This is a genomic window from Paenibacillus sp. 05T425 (genome assembly GCF_056396205.1).
The window spans coordinates 809671-829079 of the sequence record NZ_JBFTLA010000001.1 but is presented as its reverse complement, the minus strand read 5'-3'; the positions used below and the strand labels follow the sequence as shown (position 1 = coordinate 829079).

Below are 19409 nucleotides of genomic sequence, written 5' to 3'. Positions count from 1 at the left end.
TTGCAGTACTAGAAGACGCCGTAGAGGACACAGCTTTAGCTGTGCCTTTACGGCGCTTTTTGTGTTGAGCAACCAATGTTCGGTGAAAATAAAGTGTCGGACTGATAATTATCAAGACTTAAACTAAAGAAAACATTCTTTGGTTTTACGTTTAGGCCTTGTGAGTTCAAAACTATGCCTTACCATGTCATGAAGATCATCTTCCGACAGTCCTTCGTCCAGAATCACTGTATTCCAGTGCTCTTTGTTCATATGATACCCCGGCTTAACTTCCTTAAATGCCTGTCGAAGAAAATGGGATCGTTCAGGATCACATTTAAGGTTAACGCAAAGATGTTTATCTCGGTTGAATATCAAGGCAAATAATTTCTTGTTCTCTTTATGGCGAATGGCCGTCCAGCCTTCTCCGAAAGGTTGATCTTCATACGAGCCTGGATAAGACAAGCAGTATTCTACGAATTCTCCTATTTCCATCTGATCTTCTCCTGTCTTTGGTAGAATTCATTTTGTATTAGATTCAATTTAATGTTAATTTACGAGACAAGCAAGATGTCCAAGGTTAACCAATTTGGAACTATCATGCCCGTTAGCACAATAAAATGGTAACTCTAAATATCAGTTCATAGACTCTGTCGAAATCGTCTCGCATCCGTTGAATAATGCAAATTTTTGAAAACAATCGTTCAAGGCTGTTCGCAATTGCTTTGTTGGCTTTATGTCGTTCTCGTACCAGATGTTTTTAACAACGAGCGTCCCGGCTTTTCGCTCCACGATTACCTCGGCTCGTCCGATGAGACTTTCTCCGTATAATAGAGGCAACACATAATAGCCGAATTTCCGTTTGATTGCAGGCGTGTAAATCTCCCAGGTGTAATCGAATCCAAACAATTCCTTGATCAGTTTTCTGTCCCATATGAAATTATCTAGTGGGGCAATCAGCTCGCAGCGCCATTTCAGCACTGGATTTTGCAGAACGGCTTCAATAAGCGGCAAGTCCTCACTGCGGCAATAAAGTATATCCTTCATTTGTTCCACGGCAACAGCAACTATGCGAGATTCGTGCAACAGTTGGCGGAAAACCTCGTTGCGCTGCTCCGCTTTCAATCCCCAAATGTTCAGCCAAGCATCGGATGCGCGATTCCATAAAAGGCCAACGGCGCCGATTCGACGCAGTACCCGCCACTTGTGATGCTTAAGCTCGCTCTCCAGTGGCTCCGGCGCATTCAGCAGATTTGGCTGAATGTACTTTACGGCGACATCATAATATTTACGCATTCCTTTTTTGTGATGTATAATCAACTCGCCTGTCGAGTACATCTGCTCTAGCACCGACCGGGATGAATTGTTTCCGCTGCTCCAGTGGATGGCCGATTGCCAAGCGAAATTTCCATCCAATTTTAGATCATCCGAACTTAGCACACCATGATTTTGGATGTGAGCTCGTACTTGCTCTAACAGCACTTCCATTTCGGGATAGCGCTTGGCATGTTGTCTTGCGGCCTGCCTGTACCGCTCAAAATACGGCCAGTCCTCGACAGGGATGATGGCCAAATTCTTATCGGGATAATCGACAAGAATTCTATCTTCATAGAGCAACTCGGCGAGCATGTTCTTGGTAAATCCTTTGATTCGCGACTGCAACACCAGTTCGGCGTTTTTTCCGCAAACATCTATGGGATCGTATTGAATACAGCCGACCTGCCGCACAAAATCCAATACACCCAGCTTTCCGGTAAAATGATATTCGCCCAACAACCCATGCTTCAATAGCAGAAATTGCCGTGCCTGGCGATTCGTCAATTGGATCATATATACATCGGCTCCTTTGCTCTTTTTAAATGATATCAACCACGCCTTTTCACCTTATCCGTTGGAAAATACAAAAAACAAACACATGTTCCCATAAAATGTACCATTATTTCGAGCATAAAAACAAGCTATTGAAAAATGCTTCCAGTTAACGCAATGAAGCTGCCGTTTTCCGCGGCAGCTTCATCAAGGTTGTGTATTGAGCTAAAGTTCCCAGTTAGTTGAATGGATTATTCAAATACGTCCAAATATAAGTGTAATTCATGATATAATAAATTTGGCAGAAATTGTATTGGAGGGATTGATCTGAAGTCGTTTGCTAAATACTTCTTGGTTGCTCTCACTACTGTTTTAGTTGTGTTGTCTGTGCAACGTTATCCTTTCCAAGAGAAGCATTCTGATAACATTGCAGTCAATGATGGTGTTGTGGTCACCAAGGAATTTAGCGTTAAGTCCGACACTGCAAATCAAAACACATCGGTAAAGGGAACGATCATAGTATGGGGCAACAAAGGAATGGCTGAGCGTATACGAATAGTTACGTCGTTTGAGATTGATCCCGAAGATTTCGGCGGAATGACGGTTTACATCCCGAAGAAATGGTATATCTCTAATATATTAAGTAGTTATCCTTATAATCAAAAAACATCACTAGAACCATATGCTTCTGAAAGTGATATGAACCTAGGTAATGAATGGAGAAATATGGTGGAAGTCGGAGTAACAAAGCTGCAAAAACCGGCAGGCGGAGGAACTGGAACGGTAATAATTGATCTAGTTTCTGATCGAAAAGCAATATTACCATCGGAAACCTTCAACATTTTAGTTACCGTAGGTTCCGATACGAATCCGAAAAATGGTGTGAAGTCAATAGGAGTAGGTTCTATCAAAATTCCGATCTCTGTGAACACTGAGAGTTAAGCTTGAAAACAAAATGGAAGCATTCTCAATCCGTCACGCTAAACTGCCAGTTAGTTTAATTAAAAGTGCATTTCTGAGGATCACGGGGCTGTATAGAAGTTCTTGTTCTATACAATAAATAAAAAACTGCGTTTAAGCGACTTGATGTTGTCGTTTGACACTCCGCGAAAAGCAAGTCTCTTTATTGCCCACCTGATCGTTGGAAACGGGCATAAGAAAAACCACCATGGCACAATGCCTTGGCGGTTTGTTTATCGTTGATCTAATGTATATTCTTTGTCAGCACCTTCAGACGGTCCGACTTGCACAGTTTAGTCATGAATATCAGTTAAACACAATCGATAGTTATTTTTATAGTTTAACCATTATAAAAATTTATAAACCTCTACCATCTGCGCAATAGTTTTTTGATTTAATAATCAACTTTTTGCTTTGGACCAAATCTGCCTGGCAACCTCTATACAGTTTTCTATTTTAAATGGTTCACCAAAACTTTTCTCAAAAATCACTTGTATCCGATGACCTAATTCATTAATAGAGGTGGCATCTCCGATACTTTCAATTACTTTTTTAATCTCACTTTCAAACTCATCATCTGGTGCATGCGGCAACAAACCGTAAGGATTCCACGAATTAATAGCTTCTGTTACAACTGTCTTAATATTATCATCTATCATTGTATCCATCCTATTCTTCAAATTCATTCTATTCGAAGTATTAGCCGACCAAATAAAATACGTAATCACTCTGCTATTCAATTATTCAACTATCGTCTCCTGTTTGTTTAAGTTGATAAATGTATTTCACAGCTCCTATTTGTCAGTATTTCAATTAACTGTTGGACAAATCCATCATGATTTACTGATCCCTCACGAAAGGACTTATTAAAGGCTTTCCACTCTAATTTGAACGGTGGAATCAATCCGAACCCTCCACACAAACAATCATCAAGTCCATCCAGGCTAGCTCCGAAATAACCGAAAGGGCCATTTATGGCTTCTCCTATTGCGATATAAAAAGATGCTATATCATGAATAATTTCTCCATCAATTATGATAACTTGTTCATTCCTATCAATACTAGATACACGCCTTAATCGTATAACCTGTAACCATGCTCGTTTTTCTTCTAAAGAGAAATCCGTCCATTGTCTAAGTTCGTTAGAATTCTCACGTAATTTCCCCCAAATATCAAAAGCGAAAGGTAACGGTTTTTCAGGGAAATGACCTATAATTTCAATTGGACTTTGCTTGGAAAACTCCAATGTTTTTATCTTAACATCCTTATTGGGAACGAAAAAATATCCACCTAAACTCTTTCCTTCCTTAGATAGGAATTTGAGATACAAGTTTGAAATGGCCAATGTAGAAGTCTCCTTAACGTCCTTTGTTAATTTAAAGCCATGTAACGTCAAGACTGAATAACCTTCTTCATTTGAAGTTAATATCTCTGCCTTATGACAGAAACCCAGTACTGAATCATCTTCAACGTTAACAACCGAAAATTTATAGCTCAAACAATCCCACCTCTAATAACTGCTTAAATTCCATCTTACCATGCTAAACTGCCAGTTAGTTGAAAAAGACGATAATAACTTTTAAAGTATAGAGTACTATTTGTATTGACAAGAGGAGGTTGGTTCTCATGAATATTTTAATTTTAGGTGCAACTGGACGAGTTGGAGGTCAAATAGTTACTTATGCCCTTCATGACAGCCATCATGTTACTGTATTAGTTCGTACTCCAGAGAAGATTCAAATAAATAATGGAAATCTAACGATTATTCAAGGTAATGTCTTAAATAAAGATGATATCATACGTGCAACACATGGGATTGATGTAGTTATTAGCGCACTAAATACGGATGGGACAACTACTCTATCAGAAAGTATGCCTCTAATTATCGAAGCAATGCAAAACGAAGGTATACAACGAATTATAACTATAGGAACTGCTGGGATCCTGCAAAGTAGAACCACCCCAGATTCACTGCGTTATCAGTCAAGTGAATCAAAGCGGAAGTCAGTCCGTGCAGCAGAAGAACATCATAAAGTTTACGATATGCTAAAACAATCAACACTCCAATGGACTATTGTCTGTCCTACGTATTTGCCGGATGGAGAAAGTGTAGGTAAATATCGTGTAGACCGTCATTTTTTGCCGGAAGGTGGTGTTGAAATATCTGTGTCGGATACAGCAGAATTTACATATAGCCAGATAAAAAGTAGAGATTTTATAAAATCACGTGTGGGTATCGCCTACTAACCGCGCAGAAATCGCCATAGAGGATCACAGCGTACGCTGTGATCCTCTATGGCGATTTCTGAGTTCTGCGTACCCTTTTTTTTCTACGGCTGACCAATTAACAAACAGCGATGACGCATGTAAGTGTAACGGACCTAAACGTCGCTAACTGTCCCAAAATTGCTTGTTTGATCATTTTACGGACAAAAGTGACCCTTATTCTAAAAGGAGAGGCTTTATATGCATAAATTAGCGATCTTAGCGTCATCTCTGTCCGTTAGAAATGAAAAGAGGCTATTTTTATCCAATAAAGGTCATCTGTGTCCGCTAGAGTTTGTTCGTTGATTGGTCACCAATTAGGTTACATGTAATAAAATCCGGACTTCTATAATAAATTTCATACTGGACAAGTTGGGAGTACTGCTCTAACGCGAATAGCAGGGGGGATGCCAATGTGGAGCCGGATCAAGCCGAAGAAGACATATTTCAGCATTTTTCTATACTCTTGCCTAGCAGTAAGCTTGCTGACCCTGGTGTTCACCATGTTCCTGAGCCGGCAGTTCGCTCAAAGCGCAATGGATGAAATCAATAAGTCGAACCAAGAGAAAATGCACCAGGTTGTGAAAACCTCGGAATTTACTTTGCAGAAGCTGCGTCAATTTACACTCAGAATTTATTCGGATGAAAATATCGCAATGTGGGTCAACATGGATGAAAATGATTATTCCCCCCTGGCGTTAAATAAAGCGGCCGAAAGCGTAAGGGAGTTTAGGAGCAGCGAGCCTTTCATAGACGATATTTATTTAGTTAACCTCAATCTCGGCGAAATCTATACTTCAGACTCAAGTATTTATACAATACAAGATTTCTATGATCAGGCGATGCTGAATTACATTAAGAGTCAGAAAACGCCGTATCTGCAGTTTGTCAACCATGAGGTGGAGGGCGAATCGCATCTAGCGCTTGTCGTGCCGGCAGCCGGGCCTAATCAGAACTATTATGGATTCGTGGCGATTCTGTTCAGCAAGCCGCTGCTGAATGAGCACATGCTGCAAATATCGGAGGAAGATCAGAACAAAGTTTTTATTGAAGGCAAAAATAAGGAGTTCATTCTGGGCAATACGAATGCCGCGTTGACGGAAGATCTCATGGGGACGGATACGCCGGAGGCGGCAGAACAGGGCTGGAAATGGGAGTCCGGCAATGAAACCTGGTCTATTCAGACGGCCCAGCTTCCTATAGAAGGATGGAAGGTTTATCATTTGTCGCCGATCTCTCTGTGGCAAGCGAAAATAACCAAGATCCGGATGGAAATTATCGGATCCTCGATCATTCTGCTGATCGCTTTGCTGTTGTTCTTGTTCTGGCAATCCTACCGCAGCTTGAAGCCCATTAGCGATTTGGCCTTTCAATTGCAAAGCAAGCTCGGCAAGAAACATCCGATGGCGCAGACAGCCAATGCCAATAATGAGATTGAGTGGATTCATTCCGGCTTCCATCTGCTGGTCGAGCAGATCGAGCAATTGGACTTGTCGATCAAGAGCAGCAAAGCTTTGGTGAAGGAGGATTTCTTGCGTCAATGGATTCTCAATTCGAAAGCTTCCGGACCCGTCGAAGCGTTTATTAGAAGTGAAACGAAAATCCTCCAGACGGGCTCTTTCCGCATGGCGGTCGTACGGCTGGAGTCATATGGTCGGTTCAAGGAATGTTACGATTTCGCATCGCGAAAATTGCTCCGCTATGCACTGGGCAATATTATGGTCGAAGTGCTTGCGAATCATGGGTTTGCCGCTGAAACGGTCGATTTCAGCTCGGATCACCTCGTGGCGCTTATTTCTTCGCCCTCTTCGGGGGAAGATACGGCGCCGGTCATCGCAGCGATGGAGGAGGTAAGAGCTCAGATCAGGCGGTGGCTGAAGCTGGAATTGCATGCGGCTGTCAGCTCCGCGCTTCATATGGAAGACAATGTGCACACCGTTTATACCCGGATGTACGAACTCACTTTGATCGGATTCATTTATAACGAGGATCGGGTATTCACCTCCGAAGATCTGGAGCGGTATCAGCTGGGCAAAGACAGCAAGCTGGATGAAGACTTGCTGAAGCAGGTGATTTATTCCGTTCACCTTAAGAACGATAAGGCATTAAAGAGTTACTTGGATGAACTTACCTTACAAATGCAGGCGCTAAGCTACGAGGAATGCAAGATGCAGCTGACTCATATTATTTATTCGATTATGAAAAGCTTCAAAAACTATAAGACGTTCCAAGGAATGAAGAGCATCCATACTTTCCTGGAGCAATTCGCAACCATTGGAGAAGTGAACTCGTGGCTGTACGGGGAGCTGCAGCAGATCATGGACCAGCACCGCAAGAAAAATCCTTCGAGCCGAAAGGACGAGGTAGCCGCCGAAATGATCGAATATGTGCGCAGCCATCTTCACAATCCGATGCTTTCGGTGGACGACATTGCCACTCATGTGTCCATATCCGTAAACTATGCCCGGCAAATCTTCAAAGAGCGTTTGGAGTGCTCATTATCCGACTATATTACAAACCAACGGATCGAGTACGCGATCAAGCTGCTTACAACGACCGATTGGACGGTAGCCGACATAACGGAACAGTCCGGTTTTCAGACTAAGAGCACCTTCTATTCCCTGTTCAAACGGGCAACCGGAATGACGCCGAACCAATACCGTACTGAAAATACGCAAGGCAAGGCGTAGAAATCCGTACCTCACAGTTGTTGGAAAATGGATACTTGCCCTTTACCGACTTTCGTACCCATTGGTAGATACCGGACTGTACGGAAGCAGAACAACCCGAGTATGATCAGACAGAAGCGGGATGCGCGGATAGACGGAAATCGTTGCGGCCGCCGCCCGGATGATCATCAAGCAGGAGGGGTTAAGCCATGAAGTTAAGAAGAAGCGGGTTCTTGTTAATGGTCGTATCGCTAATCCTGACAGTAATATTGGCCGGCTGCCGTTCGAATGGGCCGGCCCCTTCGGAAACAGGCGAATCGCCGCAGGTTTCCGAGGAAGGCCAATTGAATCCGGTTACCTTGAAGATCATGTTCCCCGGCGATCCGCCGGCGGACTGGGATGAAGTCAAGGCGGAGATGGAGAACCGGCTGGCGGGTACGCTTAATGTGAAGCTGAACGTCGTGTATATCCCATGGACGGACGTTCTTCAGAAACGTCAAGTTGCATTATCCTCCGCGGAAGACTACGATCTGATCTGGGACAATAATCCGGTGCAAAATATGGCCGCCGGCCTCTATGAACCGCTGGACGAATTGATCGAGAAATACGGGCCCGATATCAAGGCCAATCGCTCTGCGGAGCTGATGGAAGCCAATAAGGTAAACGGCCAATTGTATGCGGTTCCGCTTGAAGTGAATTTCATACGCCCATGGACGTTCGTCATTCGCAAGGACATTCGGGAGCAGCTCAGTGTCGAACCGATCAAAAGCTATGACGAGTTGATCGAATTTATGTATTTGGTGAAAGAGAAGGTTCCGGAAATCACTCCGTTCATTCCTAACGGTACGGAACATATCGGCTTGAGGCTTGCAAACATGCTTGATCCGGAGGCCAATCTTGCAGCCGTATTGAACTATCCCGGACTGTACACCAAGGGGAACGACGGAAAGGTCTATAATATTATCGATAACATGGACCCGATGATTATGAAAAATTTCGAGCAATATCGCAAGCTGTATCAGGACGGAATTTTGGCCAAAGACGCCCTTACGCTCAAAAATGCGGAATTTGCCAAAGGAAAGGCGGCTGTTTCCACGTTTTTCGATTTCGGCGTCAATCTGAATACCCGCACGGCGCTTGAACAATCGGTTCCGGGAGCTTCTGCCGAAACCTTCTCCTTATACGACTCCGGCATGAAGCTGAGCTCGACCTACAAAGCGGGCAACTTTATTGCCGTTCCGGTGGTCAGTAAGAACAAAGAACGCGCGATTCAATTCCTTAATTGGCTGAACCAGAAGGATAATTACGATCTGCTTGCCTACGGTATAAAGGGAAAGAACTGGGAAGATGCGGGCGAAGGTCTTTATAAACCGATCAAAGATAACCCTTATGCGGGCGTTCCTTTCGCATGGGGCTGGAATCCGAAGCTGGATCGAATCGATGCCAGCCTGCCTGAAGATGTCATTGCGCTGAATAAGTGGCAGAGGGAACCCAGTAACTTCGCAACGGATATTCTGACGGGCTTCACCTTCAATCCTAGCCCGGTAGCCAATGAAGTGGCACAACTCAGCAATGCGGGCGTGGAGTTTTATAATCCGATCGTGATGGGGCTGGTGGAACCAAGCGAGGGTCTGGCCAAGTTTAAGGAAAAGGCCTATGACAATGTGAAGAAAGTCCAAGCGGATTATCAGAAGCAGCTGGATGAATATCTGGCTGGCAAGAACAAGTAAGTAATCCAAGAAGCCGGCGGCCTTGAAGCAAGGCAGCCGGCTTTTTTTCTATATTGCGTGCTGAGCGGTAAATTCCGTACTTTTCGCGAGTGATAGAAATCGAACCTTCACAGGGTGTTGCCGTTCATACCTATTGATAAATACAAGACTATACGTACGGCATCGCGCATGCGTAATATTGCAAGTACAGAAGAATGGAAAGGAGAGCTTGAGTTGGCAATTGTGCAGGAGCTGAAGAAGAACAAATGGCTTTACGCGATGTCGCTTCCCGTCATTGTGTATGTTTTTATTTTTTCTTATTTGCCGATGTCCGCTCATATATTGGCCTTCAAGCAGTTTGTACCGGCAAAGGGGCTCTGGGGAAGCGAATGGGTGGGCCTCGACAATCTGACGTTTTTTTTCACCGGTCCGGATTGGCTGGGCGTAACGTTGAATACGATTTACTTGAATCTTCTGTTCATTGTTTCGGGTACTGTATGCTCCTTATGCATTGCGCTGCTGCTGAATGAAATTCATCATTCCTTTATCAAAAAGGTGACGCAATCGCTTGTCATTCTGCCGCATTTTATTTCCATTATCGTCGTTAATCTGATGGTCATGAATTTCTTTAACGGGCAGGACGGCATGATTAATCGCTTGCTGAAGGAATTCGGGTTTCAGATGATCTCCTGGTTTCAAACGCCGGAAGTTTGGCCTTGGCTGCTCACGATCATATTCGTATGGAAGGGTGCAGGGTGGGGATCGATTATTTATCTTGCAACTTTGACCGGGTTCTCCGAGGAATATTATGAAAGCGCTAAAATCGACGGCGCCAAGCGGTGGCAGCAGATTTGGTACATTACGTTACCGCTCCTGAGGCCGACCATTATCGTGCTGACGCTTCTCTCGCTGGGACGTATCTTTTACGGCGATTTCGGCTTAATTTACGGCATCATCGGAGACAATTCGCTGCTCTTCGATTCTACGGATGTGATCGATACGTATACGTACCGGTCCTTGAGGTCCACGAATATGAACAGCTACAGCAATGCCGCGGCAGTCGCCTTATTCCAGTCGGTTATGGGGCTGATCACCATTTTGTTCTTCAATTGGTTGTCCGCCGGGTCGATAACGATTCGAAGCTGTTCTAGAAAGGGAGTGATGGTATGAGAATGACACAGCGGGATACTTCGCAGCTCGCCGTGTCCGCAGCGGCTTATCTGTGCATTGGCACTTTCGCCCTGATTTGCTTTATTCCCTTCTGGCTTATGTATATGGGATCGTTCACGGCGGAGAGTCAGATTGTCAAGGGGTTTCAAATGTTCCCTACGGAATTTACGTTTGATTCCTACCGCTTCTTATTCCAGGGCAGCCAGGTGTACTACAGCAGTTTCGTTTCCATTTTCGTTACGGTTGCCGGCACTATCGCAGCCGTGCTTATGACCTCCGTGTTCTCCTATGTTGCAGCCCATCCGAAGGTGAAATACCGGTATGTCCTTTCCTTCTACATTTATTTCACGATGCTGTTCCCACCAGGTCTGGTCGGCTATTATTTGCTCATTTCCAACTGGCTGAACCTGCGGGATTCACTGCTCGCGCTGCTGCTGCCGCTCTTGTTCTCCGCCTTCAACGCTTTCTTGATGACATCGTATTTCCGCACGCTACCCTTTGAATTGAATGAGGCGGCAACCGTGGACGGCGCGCATGAGCTGTATATCTTCTTCCGGATCATCTGGCCGGTTTCCATGCCGGTTATTGCGACGATTGCCCTTTTCTATGCGCTTTCCTATTGGAACGACTGGTTTAACGCGCTGATGTTTATCGACGATCCGCAAAATCATCCGCTGCAGATGATGCTGCGAAGAATCGTTTCCAATTCGGAGAATCTGGATTACTTGAATGCGAATGTCAATATTCCCGTTTCGGCGACAGGCGTTCAGCTTTCGACGGTTGTTATTACGATTGGGCCGATCATTTTCCTATATCCGTTTCTGCAGCGCTATTTTATCAAGGGGATGACGATCGGAGCCATTAAGGGATAAGGGGTGGAGGTTAATGAAGAGCAAATGGTATCGAGGGTATCGAGGTGATGCTTTTAGACTGTTTCTAGTCATCCTGCTGTTGTCGTCGTTCATCCCTGCCGGAGGAGCGCTCGCGGAAGCTACGCTGCTCAAGACCGGAAACTATTACTACAGCCCTGCCCCGAATGCAGGCAATTCTCCGGACAATGGCGCAACCGGCTTGGTATCATCGGAGGGCGGCGTGCTTCTTGACGGCTTAACGAAGACCTACGCCGGATGGATGGGAAGCGCGACCGCCAAAGGGACGGTGCAGGCGGTGTTCGACCTGCAGAAGGACTACCCGCTGGACAGCATAAACATCGTAATGAATTCGCCTAACATCTATTGGGGGTTTAAGGAATTTACGGTCAAATACCGCTCCGAGGCTACACCGGATTTTTACTATATTGCCGGCAAGCATGTAAAATCAGGAACCGCCTTGAACTATTCGGTCAACATCCAGATGGAAAACAAGACGGCCAGGTTTATTGTCATCGATATGAAGCGGTCGCACTCTTATCAGCATATCCCGCTTACGGAAGTGCAAATTTATAAAGGCACAGGCGATGAAGGGCAGAATCCGGCTGCTGCTTTCACCGTAGAGCAGATGCAGGCTGAGCTTAAGAAAGACGCTATGATGGTGGATAAATACGGACAGTGGATTTATGAAACGTGGACGGGAAAGGTTGCAACTGACGCGCAATTGCGGCAGGAATATGCGAATGAGGCGAAAGCGCTGGCGAAAGTTTCGCTGGACCGAAGGAAATATGATCAGTACGGCGGGATTAAAAGCGGGGGAATATACAAAAGCACCGGATTTTTCCGACTGGAACAAATCGATAATAAGTGGTGGTTTATTACGCCGGACGGCTATAAATTCATTTTAAAGGGCGTGGATGCGACAAGCATATGGGAGTGGGGATACGGAACACCGAATAGGAAGACGGACGGCACTCCCCGAAAGGTGTTCGAGGAGCTTCCCGATCCGAGCGTCTATGCTCCCGCTTACGCCAATGACTCAAATGGCGAAAGAGTCAGCTTCGTCGTCGCCAACGTCATGAAAAAATACGGCAGAAACTATGAGTCGAAGTGGGAGGAAATCACCAAGAAGCGGTTGATCAATTGGGGGTTTAATGCCTTTAGCAAGTGGACCAGACCTAATAATGTCACGTTTCCCCATATAGAGGTTCTGCAAGATCCGTCAAATTTGAAAAGGATTCAATGGACTTACGACGTGTTCGATCCGCAGGCGGAATCCATTATCGACAGCGCCTTGAGCGCACAGCTTCAAGAGGCGAGGAATGACCGGTGGCTGATCGGCTACACTTACGATAACGAGGCCGGATGGTCGACCGATATCGTAAAAGAGATTTTGACGTATGGTTCGACCTCTGCGGCGAAGGGCGCCTTTGTGGATTTTCTTGCGCCAAGATATAACAATGACATTGCCGCCGTCAACCAGATCCTTGGCACGAGCGCCGAATCATTTGAAGCATTAAAGAATACGACGATCGCGATCGCCAGCGTTCCGGCTGCGGATGTATCGGACTATATCAAGCTGGCATCCAGAACGTACTTCCAGACGATCCGGAATATTATCGAAAAATATGATACGAACCATTTGTTCTTAGGTTCATCTATCGTTCCCACTTGGCGTACCAGTCTGGATTGGGATTCGGCAGCCATGGAGTTTGTGGATGCTTTTTCCGTAGATAATTATACGAATGATGCGGGCTGGCTTTCCAGATATGAAGCTTTCGGAAAACCGCTGTTGAATCTGGAATATACGTTTAGCACTAGCGAGCGCGGGTTATCGCCCATCAATGCGGCTACAAGAACAGCCAGTATAGCGGATAGAGGCACGGCCTTCAAAACGTTCATCGAAAGCCAAACGGCACATCCGCTATTTGTCGGATCGGGCTGGTTTGCGTACTATGATCAAGCGGTTACCGGGCGTAAAGACAGCGAGAATTTCAATATAGGCTTGGTAAATCAGCAGGATCAGCCTTACACGGATATGGTCAATATCATGAAGACCGTTAATGCAGGGCTGGAAACAATCCATGCGAATTAAAGAACCTTTATAGAAATGAGGGGATGAAAATAAGCTGCCGTCGCCGGCAGCTTATTTTGCTGGCGATACGTAATAAGATCAGTTCGTCGAAACAACGATGCTGTCGAAAACAGCCGTCTGATCGAACGTCCGCAAACCGATGTACCCGCTGGTCAAGCTGGAGTCGCTAACGCTGATTTTTTTCACGCCGTCCACATAGGCTTTCAATGAGCTTCCGTTCATCTCCAGCTTAAGCAGATACCAAGTGCCTGGAGTGGCTGTCATGCTCGCTTCCCCGATCTTGGTCCAACTATTGCCCAGTTTCTTGTACAATTGGACTTTATTCAGATCATAATTGATGCGCAGGGTGTACATGTAGGAGAAATCTGAATTTGCCCGGGCAACCAAGCCGGTAGAAGCGTTGGCCATATGATTGTCATACGCTTTTAAGGCTACGGTTATGGTGGCGTTGGAGTAGGTCGAATGGATCGCGGTTTCGGCAATGCCTGTGTCCAATTGTTTCAACACTTTATTGTCTAGGGGAATGCTGTCGTGACTGACATCATTGGTTAAAGACCAGCTGCCGCTCAGAGGGACCGGGCTGCCGGAACTATTGTTCTGAAAGCTGTCGCCAAAGCTCTGCGGTTCAAACATGACCGCATCGGCTCTGTTGGAACCGCCTTGAGCGGTCGTGAGCTTCACATATTCTTCCGGTCCGCCAGCAAAATATACCGTATCAATCAGGCGCCACTGACCGCCCGCTATGGTCGTCTGATTGATGGTTACGGTATTCGTCACGCCATTGTGAAAGATTGAATATTGAGCATACTTCGTTGAACCCTGATGGTAAGGGTACCGGACGTACACATTGTAGTATCCCGGCGTCGTGAAGTTCGGTCTCCACGTAGCCGTACTTCCAATTGTACTGCTGTAACGCGAGCTGCCGCCGTAACTGCCGCCCAGCGAACTAGTCCCCCAGGTTCCCGTCTCGGCATAGCCGCTGCTTTCTGCGTCGACGATGACCCCGCTTTTCGCCTTAATTGGACCGATGATGTTGGAGTACGGGGAATAGGTGCCGTGCACATTTTTCGCTTTCACCCTATAGTAATAGCTTGTGCCTTCCTGGGCAGATGCATCGCCAAAGATCGGTACGGTAAACGTATGATGACGCGGTATGGTAATATCATCCGTCACATCGCTGCCTACAGCTATCCATGGGCCGGAGGGACTTGTCGAACGTTCAACGTCATAAGTGCTTGCCCCGGAGACACCCATCCAGGAGAGGGCATGAACGGAATCGACAGGGAACATCACGGGCGCATCGGGTGCCGGCCAATGAGGAACGGCCAAGCCTTTCATCGAGTAGGCATACTTGCGCAGCAGATCGATGATGGCCGTTTCGTTCGCCCAATCGCCGGTTGCGAAACCGGGATAACGCAAATAGGACCATTCTCCGACCGGAGGCCAATGCCATCCGCCCATCTTGTGATGATGCATGCTGCCCCAGACCATGGCGCCTGATGTTCCATTGTTCTGAACGATGTCGAGCAGCTGTTCCGTATCCGCTGGGGAATAGTCACCGAATTCGCCAATGATCAGCGCTTTTTTTCCTTTGGTGCTATTTCTCCACTCATTGAGCTTTGTAGCCAAGTCGACATTGTGATAGCTGTAAATGTGCGGAACAATAATATCGATATGGCTGTCATTCAGCGCATTGGTCCTTATTCCCTGTGCGCGGACATATCCTCCATCGGCTACAAGATGGTTGGAATCGAGGCTCTTCACATACGCGGCCATCTCGCTTACCCAGCTATCCGTGGAGGGAAGTTCGTTCCCCAGCTGCCAGGCCAAAATGGCTTTATCGTTTTTGTAAGGAACACCCGTATACGTATTGGTCCGTTGAACGACAAATTTAATGAAATTTTTGAAGTCCTGCTTTATGGTCGCATCGCTCCAAAAATCATTCGCCGTTTTCCCGCGGAAAGCCGACCAATCGGCAATCCCTCCGATGTAGGTATACTTATCGACGAAAGGCACGATTAGCCGAACATCGTAATGGTTTGCCATTTGCACAATTTTATCCAGTAACTTGAATGCGCTTTCATTATATTCGTTAGGTCCCATCACATGACGATAAGTTCCTGAGGGATCGCTGCTCATTGACACTTCAAACGGATACAAGCGGATGACATTAATTCCTGAGCTGCTTGCCGCGCGAACCGCATCCTCGATTTCAGACGGATCCGTCCATGCTCTATTCAGTAAAGGCTGATTGGTTCCGATAAAACGAAACGTGGATGCCCCTTCCATCAACGTATCTCCGCTGCGCGTAATATAGTCTGAGAATCCCGACTCGGCACGAGCCGTCCAAAAGTTGTAAAAGGAATCGTACGTAAGCAGCATAACGGCCAAGGTGACGAGTTTCAACCATTTGTTCATGCCATTATTCCTCCTTATTTGCACATGACCATCCAATAGAATGACATCTACGGAACTAGCTGAAGAAAAGGTGAATCCCCAAGCAGAAGTTATGAAAGCGGATACAAAAAATTGCAAATTCGATACATCTCGACAATTATATGCACACCGCGGCAATTTGTTACCACAATCTTTCGCGGTTATTGGGGCACAGCGGCGGGGATAGCTGTCCAGCATATAAAAACAGGTCAGTTAATGGTGTGATTAACCATTAACTGACCTGATATCTTACTGCGTTAGTATCACGAGGAGGAGTTATTCTTCTTTGGTTAAAGCCCGGTCACGAAGCACGCGGTCGAGCAGATTGCGAATAAGATCGAGATCGTCCTTCTCCAGAGGGACGCCGTCCCAATGAAGCTGCTCAACGTTTAAGTATTCTTTTGCATTATGGTTAACATCCGCCGGTAGCTCGGAGTAATCGGTAAGACCTAATAAATAATCAGCTGACGTACGCAATTTTCGGGATATTGTTTGTATGGACTCTATCGTCGGCTGGCGGTATCCCGACTCATAGCCGGCATAGGTGCTTTTGGCAACGCCAACAAAATCGGCCACTTCCTGCATGGTCAATTTCCTCTTCTTCCGCATCTGCTTCAGTCGCTTCGCAAACATATTCATGCCCCCATATCTACTTACGCATGCAAAAACAGTATATCAATCTTTTCCCCGTCTTTCCATAGATTCCGTAAAGGCGACCAGCTGAAAATAATGGCGGCATGGAAGCGGGTACCGCCCAGGCGACTGGACCGAGTTTCGATCGAATGGATAATGGCTGCGGGTTGCCGCTGCACAATGGCGAAGAACCTTTATTCGGAAGCGGAGGTGCTTCCAAATAAAGGTTCGGATTAAGGCTAGCCGGATAGAGAGATGGAGTATTTATTTTGCTTACTTGAAGTAGCTGTTAATTTGTTCTTGAGCGGTTTTCATAATCGTGTCCATGCCGGCGGATTTTAGTTCCGCAGTAATCTTCGGAATCATTTTCTCCGGATCGGATGCGCCCGTAATGAGTTCATATTTGTATTTATCCCATACCGCTTGGACATTCGCCACTTCGGTCTGAAGATTGCCGATGTCCAGCGCGAACCCTAGCACATTGGAAGATGTCGCTGCATCGTTCAGCTTTTTAACTTGGTCCCATTGATCGACAGGAGCGCCTTTGGTAACGGCAAGATTAAAGAATGTACCTTGGGAGTAAGCAGCCAGCGGCCAAGTGTCGGAAGTGCGCTCGATTACCTTTTCGCCATCGACATTTTTGTAGTCTACGTCAAGCTCCCCGAATGCCAGCATATTGCGCAGCTTAGGGTCTGTGTTGACCAATTCGAGGTACTTCAATGCTTCTTTCTTATATTTCGAATTCGCGGAAATCGCGTTCAGAGAGCCTTGGATCGTGCTCGTTGTATAAATAGGTCCGAAGTGCTGAACCATATCATACTTTTCGATAGCATCATTGATCTGCCAGCTTATCTCTGCGCCTGGGAATGCTTGAGCGGCAAAGAATGGTCTGCCTTTGTCGTTCTCTGTTTTCGTCGGAGCATCAGGGTTAATGATGCCGTCCTGATACCACTCATGCAGGAGCTTCAGATCGGCCATGATGTCGGGCTGCTCGAGAACGGAGACAACCGTGCGCGAATCATCGTCGGTTCTTACGCCGATCGGAGAGAAGCCAAGCGTTAAGTCGTCATAATTGTTGAAGAAGCCGTTCAAGCCTTCGCCTTGCGTCATAGGCAATGGGTAGAAGCTCTTGCCTTCGCCAGACTTTATCGCGCGCAGAGGTTGGTCCAGATCCTGCAGCGTTTTGATATTGTTGATATCGATATTGTACTTCTGAACGTATTTATCATCGTACACCCAATATTGCGTTAGCGATGAATCCTTATAAGTTGGAACGGAGTAATATTTACCGCCGATTTTCGTGCCGTCCCAGACCTTCTCAGGAATCAGCTTGTATAGGTCAGGCGTTTCGCTTTGAACCAGTTCCGTAATATCGGCAAAAGCGCCCATAGCCACCTGCTTGCTGTATTTGCCGCTGTTGGTGAACATAATATCGAACGGTTCGCCCGTATTCACGATCGTATTGATTTTGGTATCCCACTCGCCCCAGCTGGCTACCTTGATGTCGATTTTCACACCGATCTTTTCGGCCGTGTATGCATTCATCGCTTCGATGGCTTTGTCGAAATTATTAGGTACTTGGCCGCCGATGAGCCACCAGACCAACGTCGGGATATCTTTGCTTGGTTCCTCGGAATCCTTTGGCGCTTCGCTATCTTTTGGGGTGTTCGTAGCTGCATTCGGTTCGTTTGTGGAGGCTGGTGAGTTGGAGCCGGAGCAAGCGGCCAAGGCAGTCACCAGCAGGGTGAGAATACAAAGCGCAGAGATGAGCTTCCAAGATTTCTTCATTTCATTTCCCCCTTATTGAAGTTGTGTCACCGTAACCGTTGGACGGTGATCTATGATAAATCCTCTATCGAGGCCTATCAATGAAGTGAATGCGGTCATCCCTTGACGGCGCCGATCGTTAGTCCGGAAATGAAATATTTCTGGAAGAACGGGTAGGCGAAGGCTACGGGCAGAACAATGATAATGGCAACGGCCATGCGGGCAGATTCCTTCGGCATCGTTGCGACAAGCACGGCATAGCTGACGCCCATGCTTGCGGCATTTTTGGCAAGCGCATCCACATTGCTCATCAAGCTATTCAGCAGAGCCTGCAGGGAATAGAGGTTCTGGTCGTTGATATACAGCATCGATTGGAACCAGTCATTCCAATAAGAGAAGCAGAGGAATAGTCCAATGGTTGCAATGACCGGCAAGGAAATCGGCAGAATGATGGAGAAAAAGATTCGCTGCTGGCTCGCGCCATCGATTTCAGCCGATTCGATCAGCCCGTCGGGAATCGTGCTTTTAAAGAAGGTTTTGCAAATGATTACGTTGAACGACGAGACGGCGAGAGGCAGAATTAGTGCCCAGATGCTATCCTTGAGTCCTAATAAATTGGTATTGATGAAGTAGCTGGATACGAGACCGCCGTTGAATATCATCGGGATAAATACGACCCAAGTCAGAAAGCCATTCAGCTTGTAATTTGGACGGGAAAGCACATAACCCATGGAGGTAGTAAGCAACACGCCGATCACAGTACCGGCTACGGTTACAAGAGCGGATACGCCGAGCGCCCGCAGAATCATCGCACCCTGCTTGATGACATAGGCGTAAGCCTCCCCTGACAAAGCAACCGGCAGCAAATGGTATCCGGTCTCCCGTATGGAGTTCTCACTGGAAAAGGATATCGATAGAACAACAATGACGGGTATGACGCAGAGCAGCGCCAAGATGATAAAAGTCAGATTGAAAAGGATGTCGACGGGTTTGCTGGTACGGTTGAATTTTTCAAGCCCTGTTTCGTAATTCGTTCTCGTTGACAATG

At 46.3% G+C, this 19409-nt stretch carries 15 protein-coding genes; 7 read left to right on the top strand and 8 right to left on the bottom strand.

Going from position 1 to position 19409, the window contains the following annotated elements; translation table 11 throughout:
- Positions 1-123: 123 nt before the first annotated feature.
- Complete coding sequence (locus tag AC1DF0_RS03425) at positions 124-474, bottom strand: MmcQ/YjbR family DNA-binding protein (RefSeq protein ID WP_477573072.1); 351 nt, start codon at positions 472-474, stop codon at positions 124-126.
- Positions 475-615: 141 nt separating this feature from the next.
- Positions 616-1809, bottom strand: a complete 1194-nt coding sequence (locus tag AC1DF0_RS03420) for a winged helix-turn-helix domain-containing protein (RefSeq protein WP_477573071.1) — start codon at positions 1807-1809, stop codon at positions 616-618.
- A 366-nt stretch (positions 1810-2175) separates the two neighbouring features.
- Here AC1DF0_RS03420 and AC1DF0_RS03415 point away from each other — a divergent pair, with 366 nt between their 5' ends.
- Positions 2176-2730, top strand: coding sequence for a hypothetical protein (locus AC1DF0_RS03415; RefSeq protein WP_477573070.1), 555 nt, complete (start codon positions 2176-2178; stop codon positions 2728-2730).
- A gap of 419 nt (positions 2731-3149) precedes the next feature.
- On the opposite strand, the gene AC1DF0_RS03410 is transcribed toward AC1DF0_RS03415, so the two are convergent.
- Positions 3150-3407, bottom strand: coding sequence for a DUF1871 family protein (locus AC1DF0_RS03410; protein WP_477573069.1), 258 nt, complete (start codon positions 3405-3407; stop codon positions 3150-3152).
- Positions 3408-3514: 107 nt separating this feature from the next.
- The gene (locus AC1DF0_RS03405; RefSeq protein WP_477573068.1) at positions 3515-4246 is read right to left on the bottom strand and encodes a barstar family protein; all 732 of its coding nucleotides are present in this window, start codon (positions 4244-4246) and stop codon (positions 3515-3517) included.
- 128 nt (positions 4247-4374) lie between these two features.
- Here AC1DF0_RS03405 and AC1DF0_RS03400 point away from each other — a divergent pair, with 128 nt between their 5' ends.
- From AC1DF0_RS03400 to AC1DF0_RS03375, 6 genes are all read left to right on the top strand, one after another.
- Positions 4375-4995 (top strand): NAD(P)-dependent oxidoreductase, encoded by a 621-nt coding sequence (locus tag AC1DF0_RS03400; protein ID WP_477573067.1) that lies wholly within the window; start codon positions 4375-4377, stop codon positions 4993-4995.
- Positions 4996-5426: 431 nt separating this feature from the next.
- Positions 5427-7703: an AraC family transcriptional regulator gene (locus tag AC1DF0_RS03395; RefSeq protein WP_477573066.1), complete on the top strand. Its 2277-nt coding sequence runs from the start codon at positions 5427-5429 to the stop codon at positions 7701-7703.
- Between the two features lie 188 nt (positions 7704-7891).
- On the top strand, positions 7892-9412 hold the full coding sequence (locus AC1DF0_RS03390; RefSeq protein WP_477573065.1) for an ABC transporter substrate-binding protein: 1521 nt from the start codon (positions 7892-7894) through the stop codon (positions 9410-9412).
- Between the two features lie 222 nt (positions 9413-9634).
- A complete protein-coding gene (locus tag AC1DF0_RS03385; protein ID WP_477573130.1) occupies positions 9635-10561 on the top strand; it encodes an ABC transporter permease in 927 nt (308 codons plus the stop codon).
- On the top strand, positions 10558-11433 hold the full coding sequence (locus AC1DF0_RS03380) for a carbohydrate ABC transporter permease (RefSeq protein WP_477573064.1): 876 nt from the start codon (positions 10558-10560) through the stop codon (positions 11431-11433). The genes AC1DF0_RS03385 and AC1DF0_RS03380 overlap by 4 nt, the downstream gene beginning before the upstream one ends.
- A 13-nt stretch (positions 11434-11446) precedes the next feature.
- Entirely contained in the window at positions 11447-13525 is a 2079-nt protein-coding gene (locus AC1DF0_RS03375; protein ID WP_477573063.1) for a hypothetical protein, read from the top strand.
- A 78-nt stretch (positions 13526-13603) separates the two neighbouring features.
- On the opposite strand, the gene AC1DF0_RS03370 is transcribed toward AC1DF0_RS03375, so the two are convergent.
- The 4 genes from AC1DF0_RS03370 to AC1DF0_RS03355 form a co-directional block, all read right to left on the bottom strand.
- Positions 13604-15943, bottom strand: coding sequence for a golvesin C-terminal-like domain-containing protein (locus tag AC1DF0_RS03370; protein WP_477573062.1), 2340 nt, complete (start codon positions 15941-15943; stop codon positions 13604-13606).
- Between the two features lie 294 nt (positions 15944-16237).
- Positions 16238-16594 (bottom strand): helix-turn-helix domain-containing protein, encoded by a 357-nt coding sequence (locus AC1DF0_RS03365; RefSeq protein ID WP_442050697.1) that lies wholly within the window; start codon positions 16592-16594, stop codon positions 16238-16240.
- Between the two features lie 273 nt (positions 16595-16867).
- Positions 16868-18382, bottom strand: a complete 1515-nt coding sequence (locus AC1DF0_RS03360) for an ABC transporter substrate-binding protein (RefSeq protein ID WP_477573061.1) — start codon at positions 18380-18382, stop codon at positions 16868-16870.
- A 95-nt stretch (positions 18383-18477) separates the two neighbouring features.
- Positions 18478-19407: a carbohydrate ABC transporter permease gene (locus AC1DF0_RS03355; protein ID WP_442050695.1), complete on the bottom strand. Its 930-nt coding sequence runs from the start codon at positions 19405-19407 to the stop codon at positions 18478-18480.
- Positions 19408-19409: the final 2 nt, after the last annotated feature.

Excerpts from the sequence above, each read along its gene's own strand:
- AC1DF0_RS03365 (WP_442050697.1), bottom strand. The coding sequence starts at position 16,594 with ATGTTTGCGAAGCGACTGAAGCAGATGCGGAAGAAGAGGAAATTGACC.
- AC1DF0_RS03380 (WP_477573064.1), top strand. The coding sequence starts at position 10,558 with ATGAGAATGACACAGCGGGATACTTCGCAGCTCGCCGTGTCCGCAGCG.
- AC1DF0_RS03390 (WP_477573065.1), top strand. The coding sequence starts at position 7,892 with ATGAAGTTAAGAAGAAGCGGGTTCTTGTTAATGGTCGTATCGCTAATC.
- AC1DF0_RS03375 (WP_477573063.1), top strand. The coding sequence starts at position 11,447 with ATGAAGAGCAAATGGTATCGAGGGTATCGAGGTGATGCTTTTAGACTG.
- AC1DF0_RS03370 (WP_477573062.1), bottom strand. The coding sequence starts at position 15,943 with ATGAACAAATGGTTGAAACTCGTCACCTTGGCCGTTATGCTGCTTACG.
- AC1DF0_RS03420 (WP_477573071.1), bottom strand. The coding sequence starts at position 1,809 with ATGATCCAATTGACGAATCGCCAGGCACGGCAATTTCTGCTATTGAAG.
- AC1DF0_RS03400 (WP_477573067.1), top strand. The coding sequence starts at position 4,375 with ATGAATATTTTAATTTTAGGTGCAACTGGACGAGTTGGAGGTCAAATA.
- AC1DF0_RS03395 (WP_477573066.1), top strand. The coding sequence starts at position 5,427 with ATGTGGAGCCGGATCAAGCCGAAGAAGACATATTTCAGCATTTTTCTA.
- AC1DF0_RS03425 (WP_477573072.1), bottom strand. The coding sequence starts at position 474 with ATGGAAATAGGAGAATTCGTAGAATACTGCTTGTCTTATCCAGGCTCG.
- AC1DF0_RS03410 (WP_477573069.1), bottom strand. The coding sequence starts at position 3,407 with ATGATAGATGATAATATTAAGACAGTTGTAACAGAAGCTATTAATTCG.
- AC1DF0_RS03360 (WP_477573061.1), bottom strand. The coding sequence starts at position 18,382 with ATGAAGAAATCTTGGAAGCTCATCTCTGCGCTTTGTATTCTCACCCTG.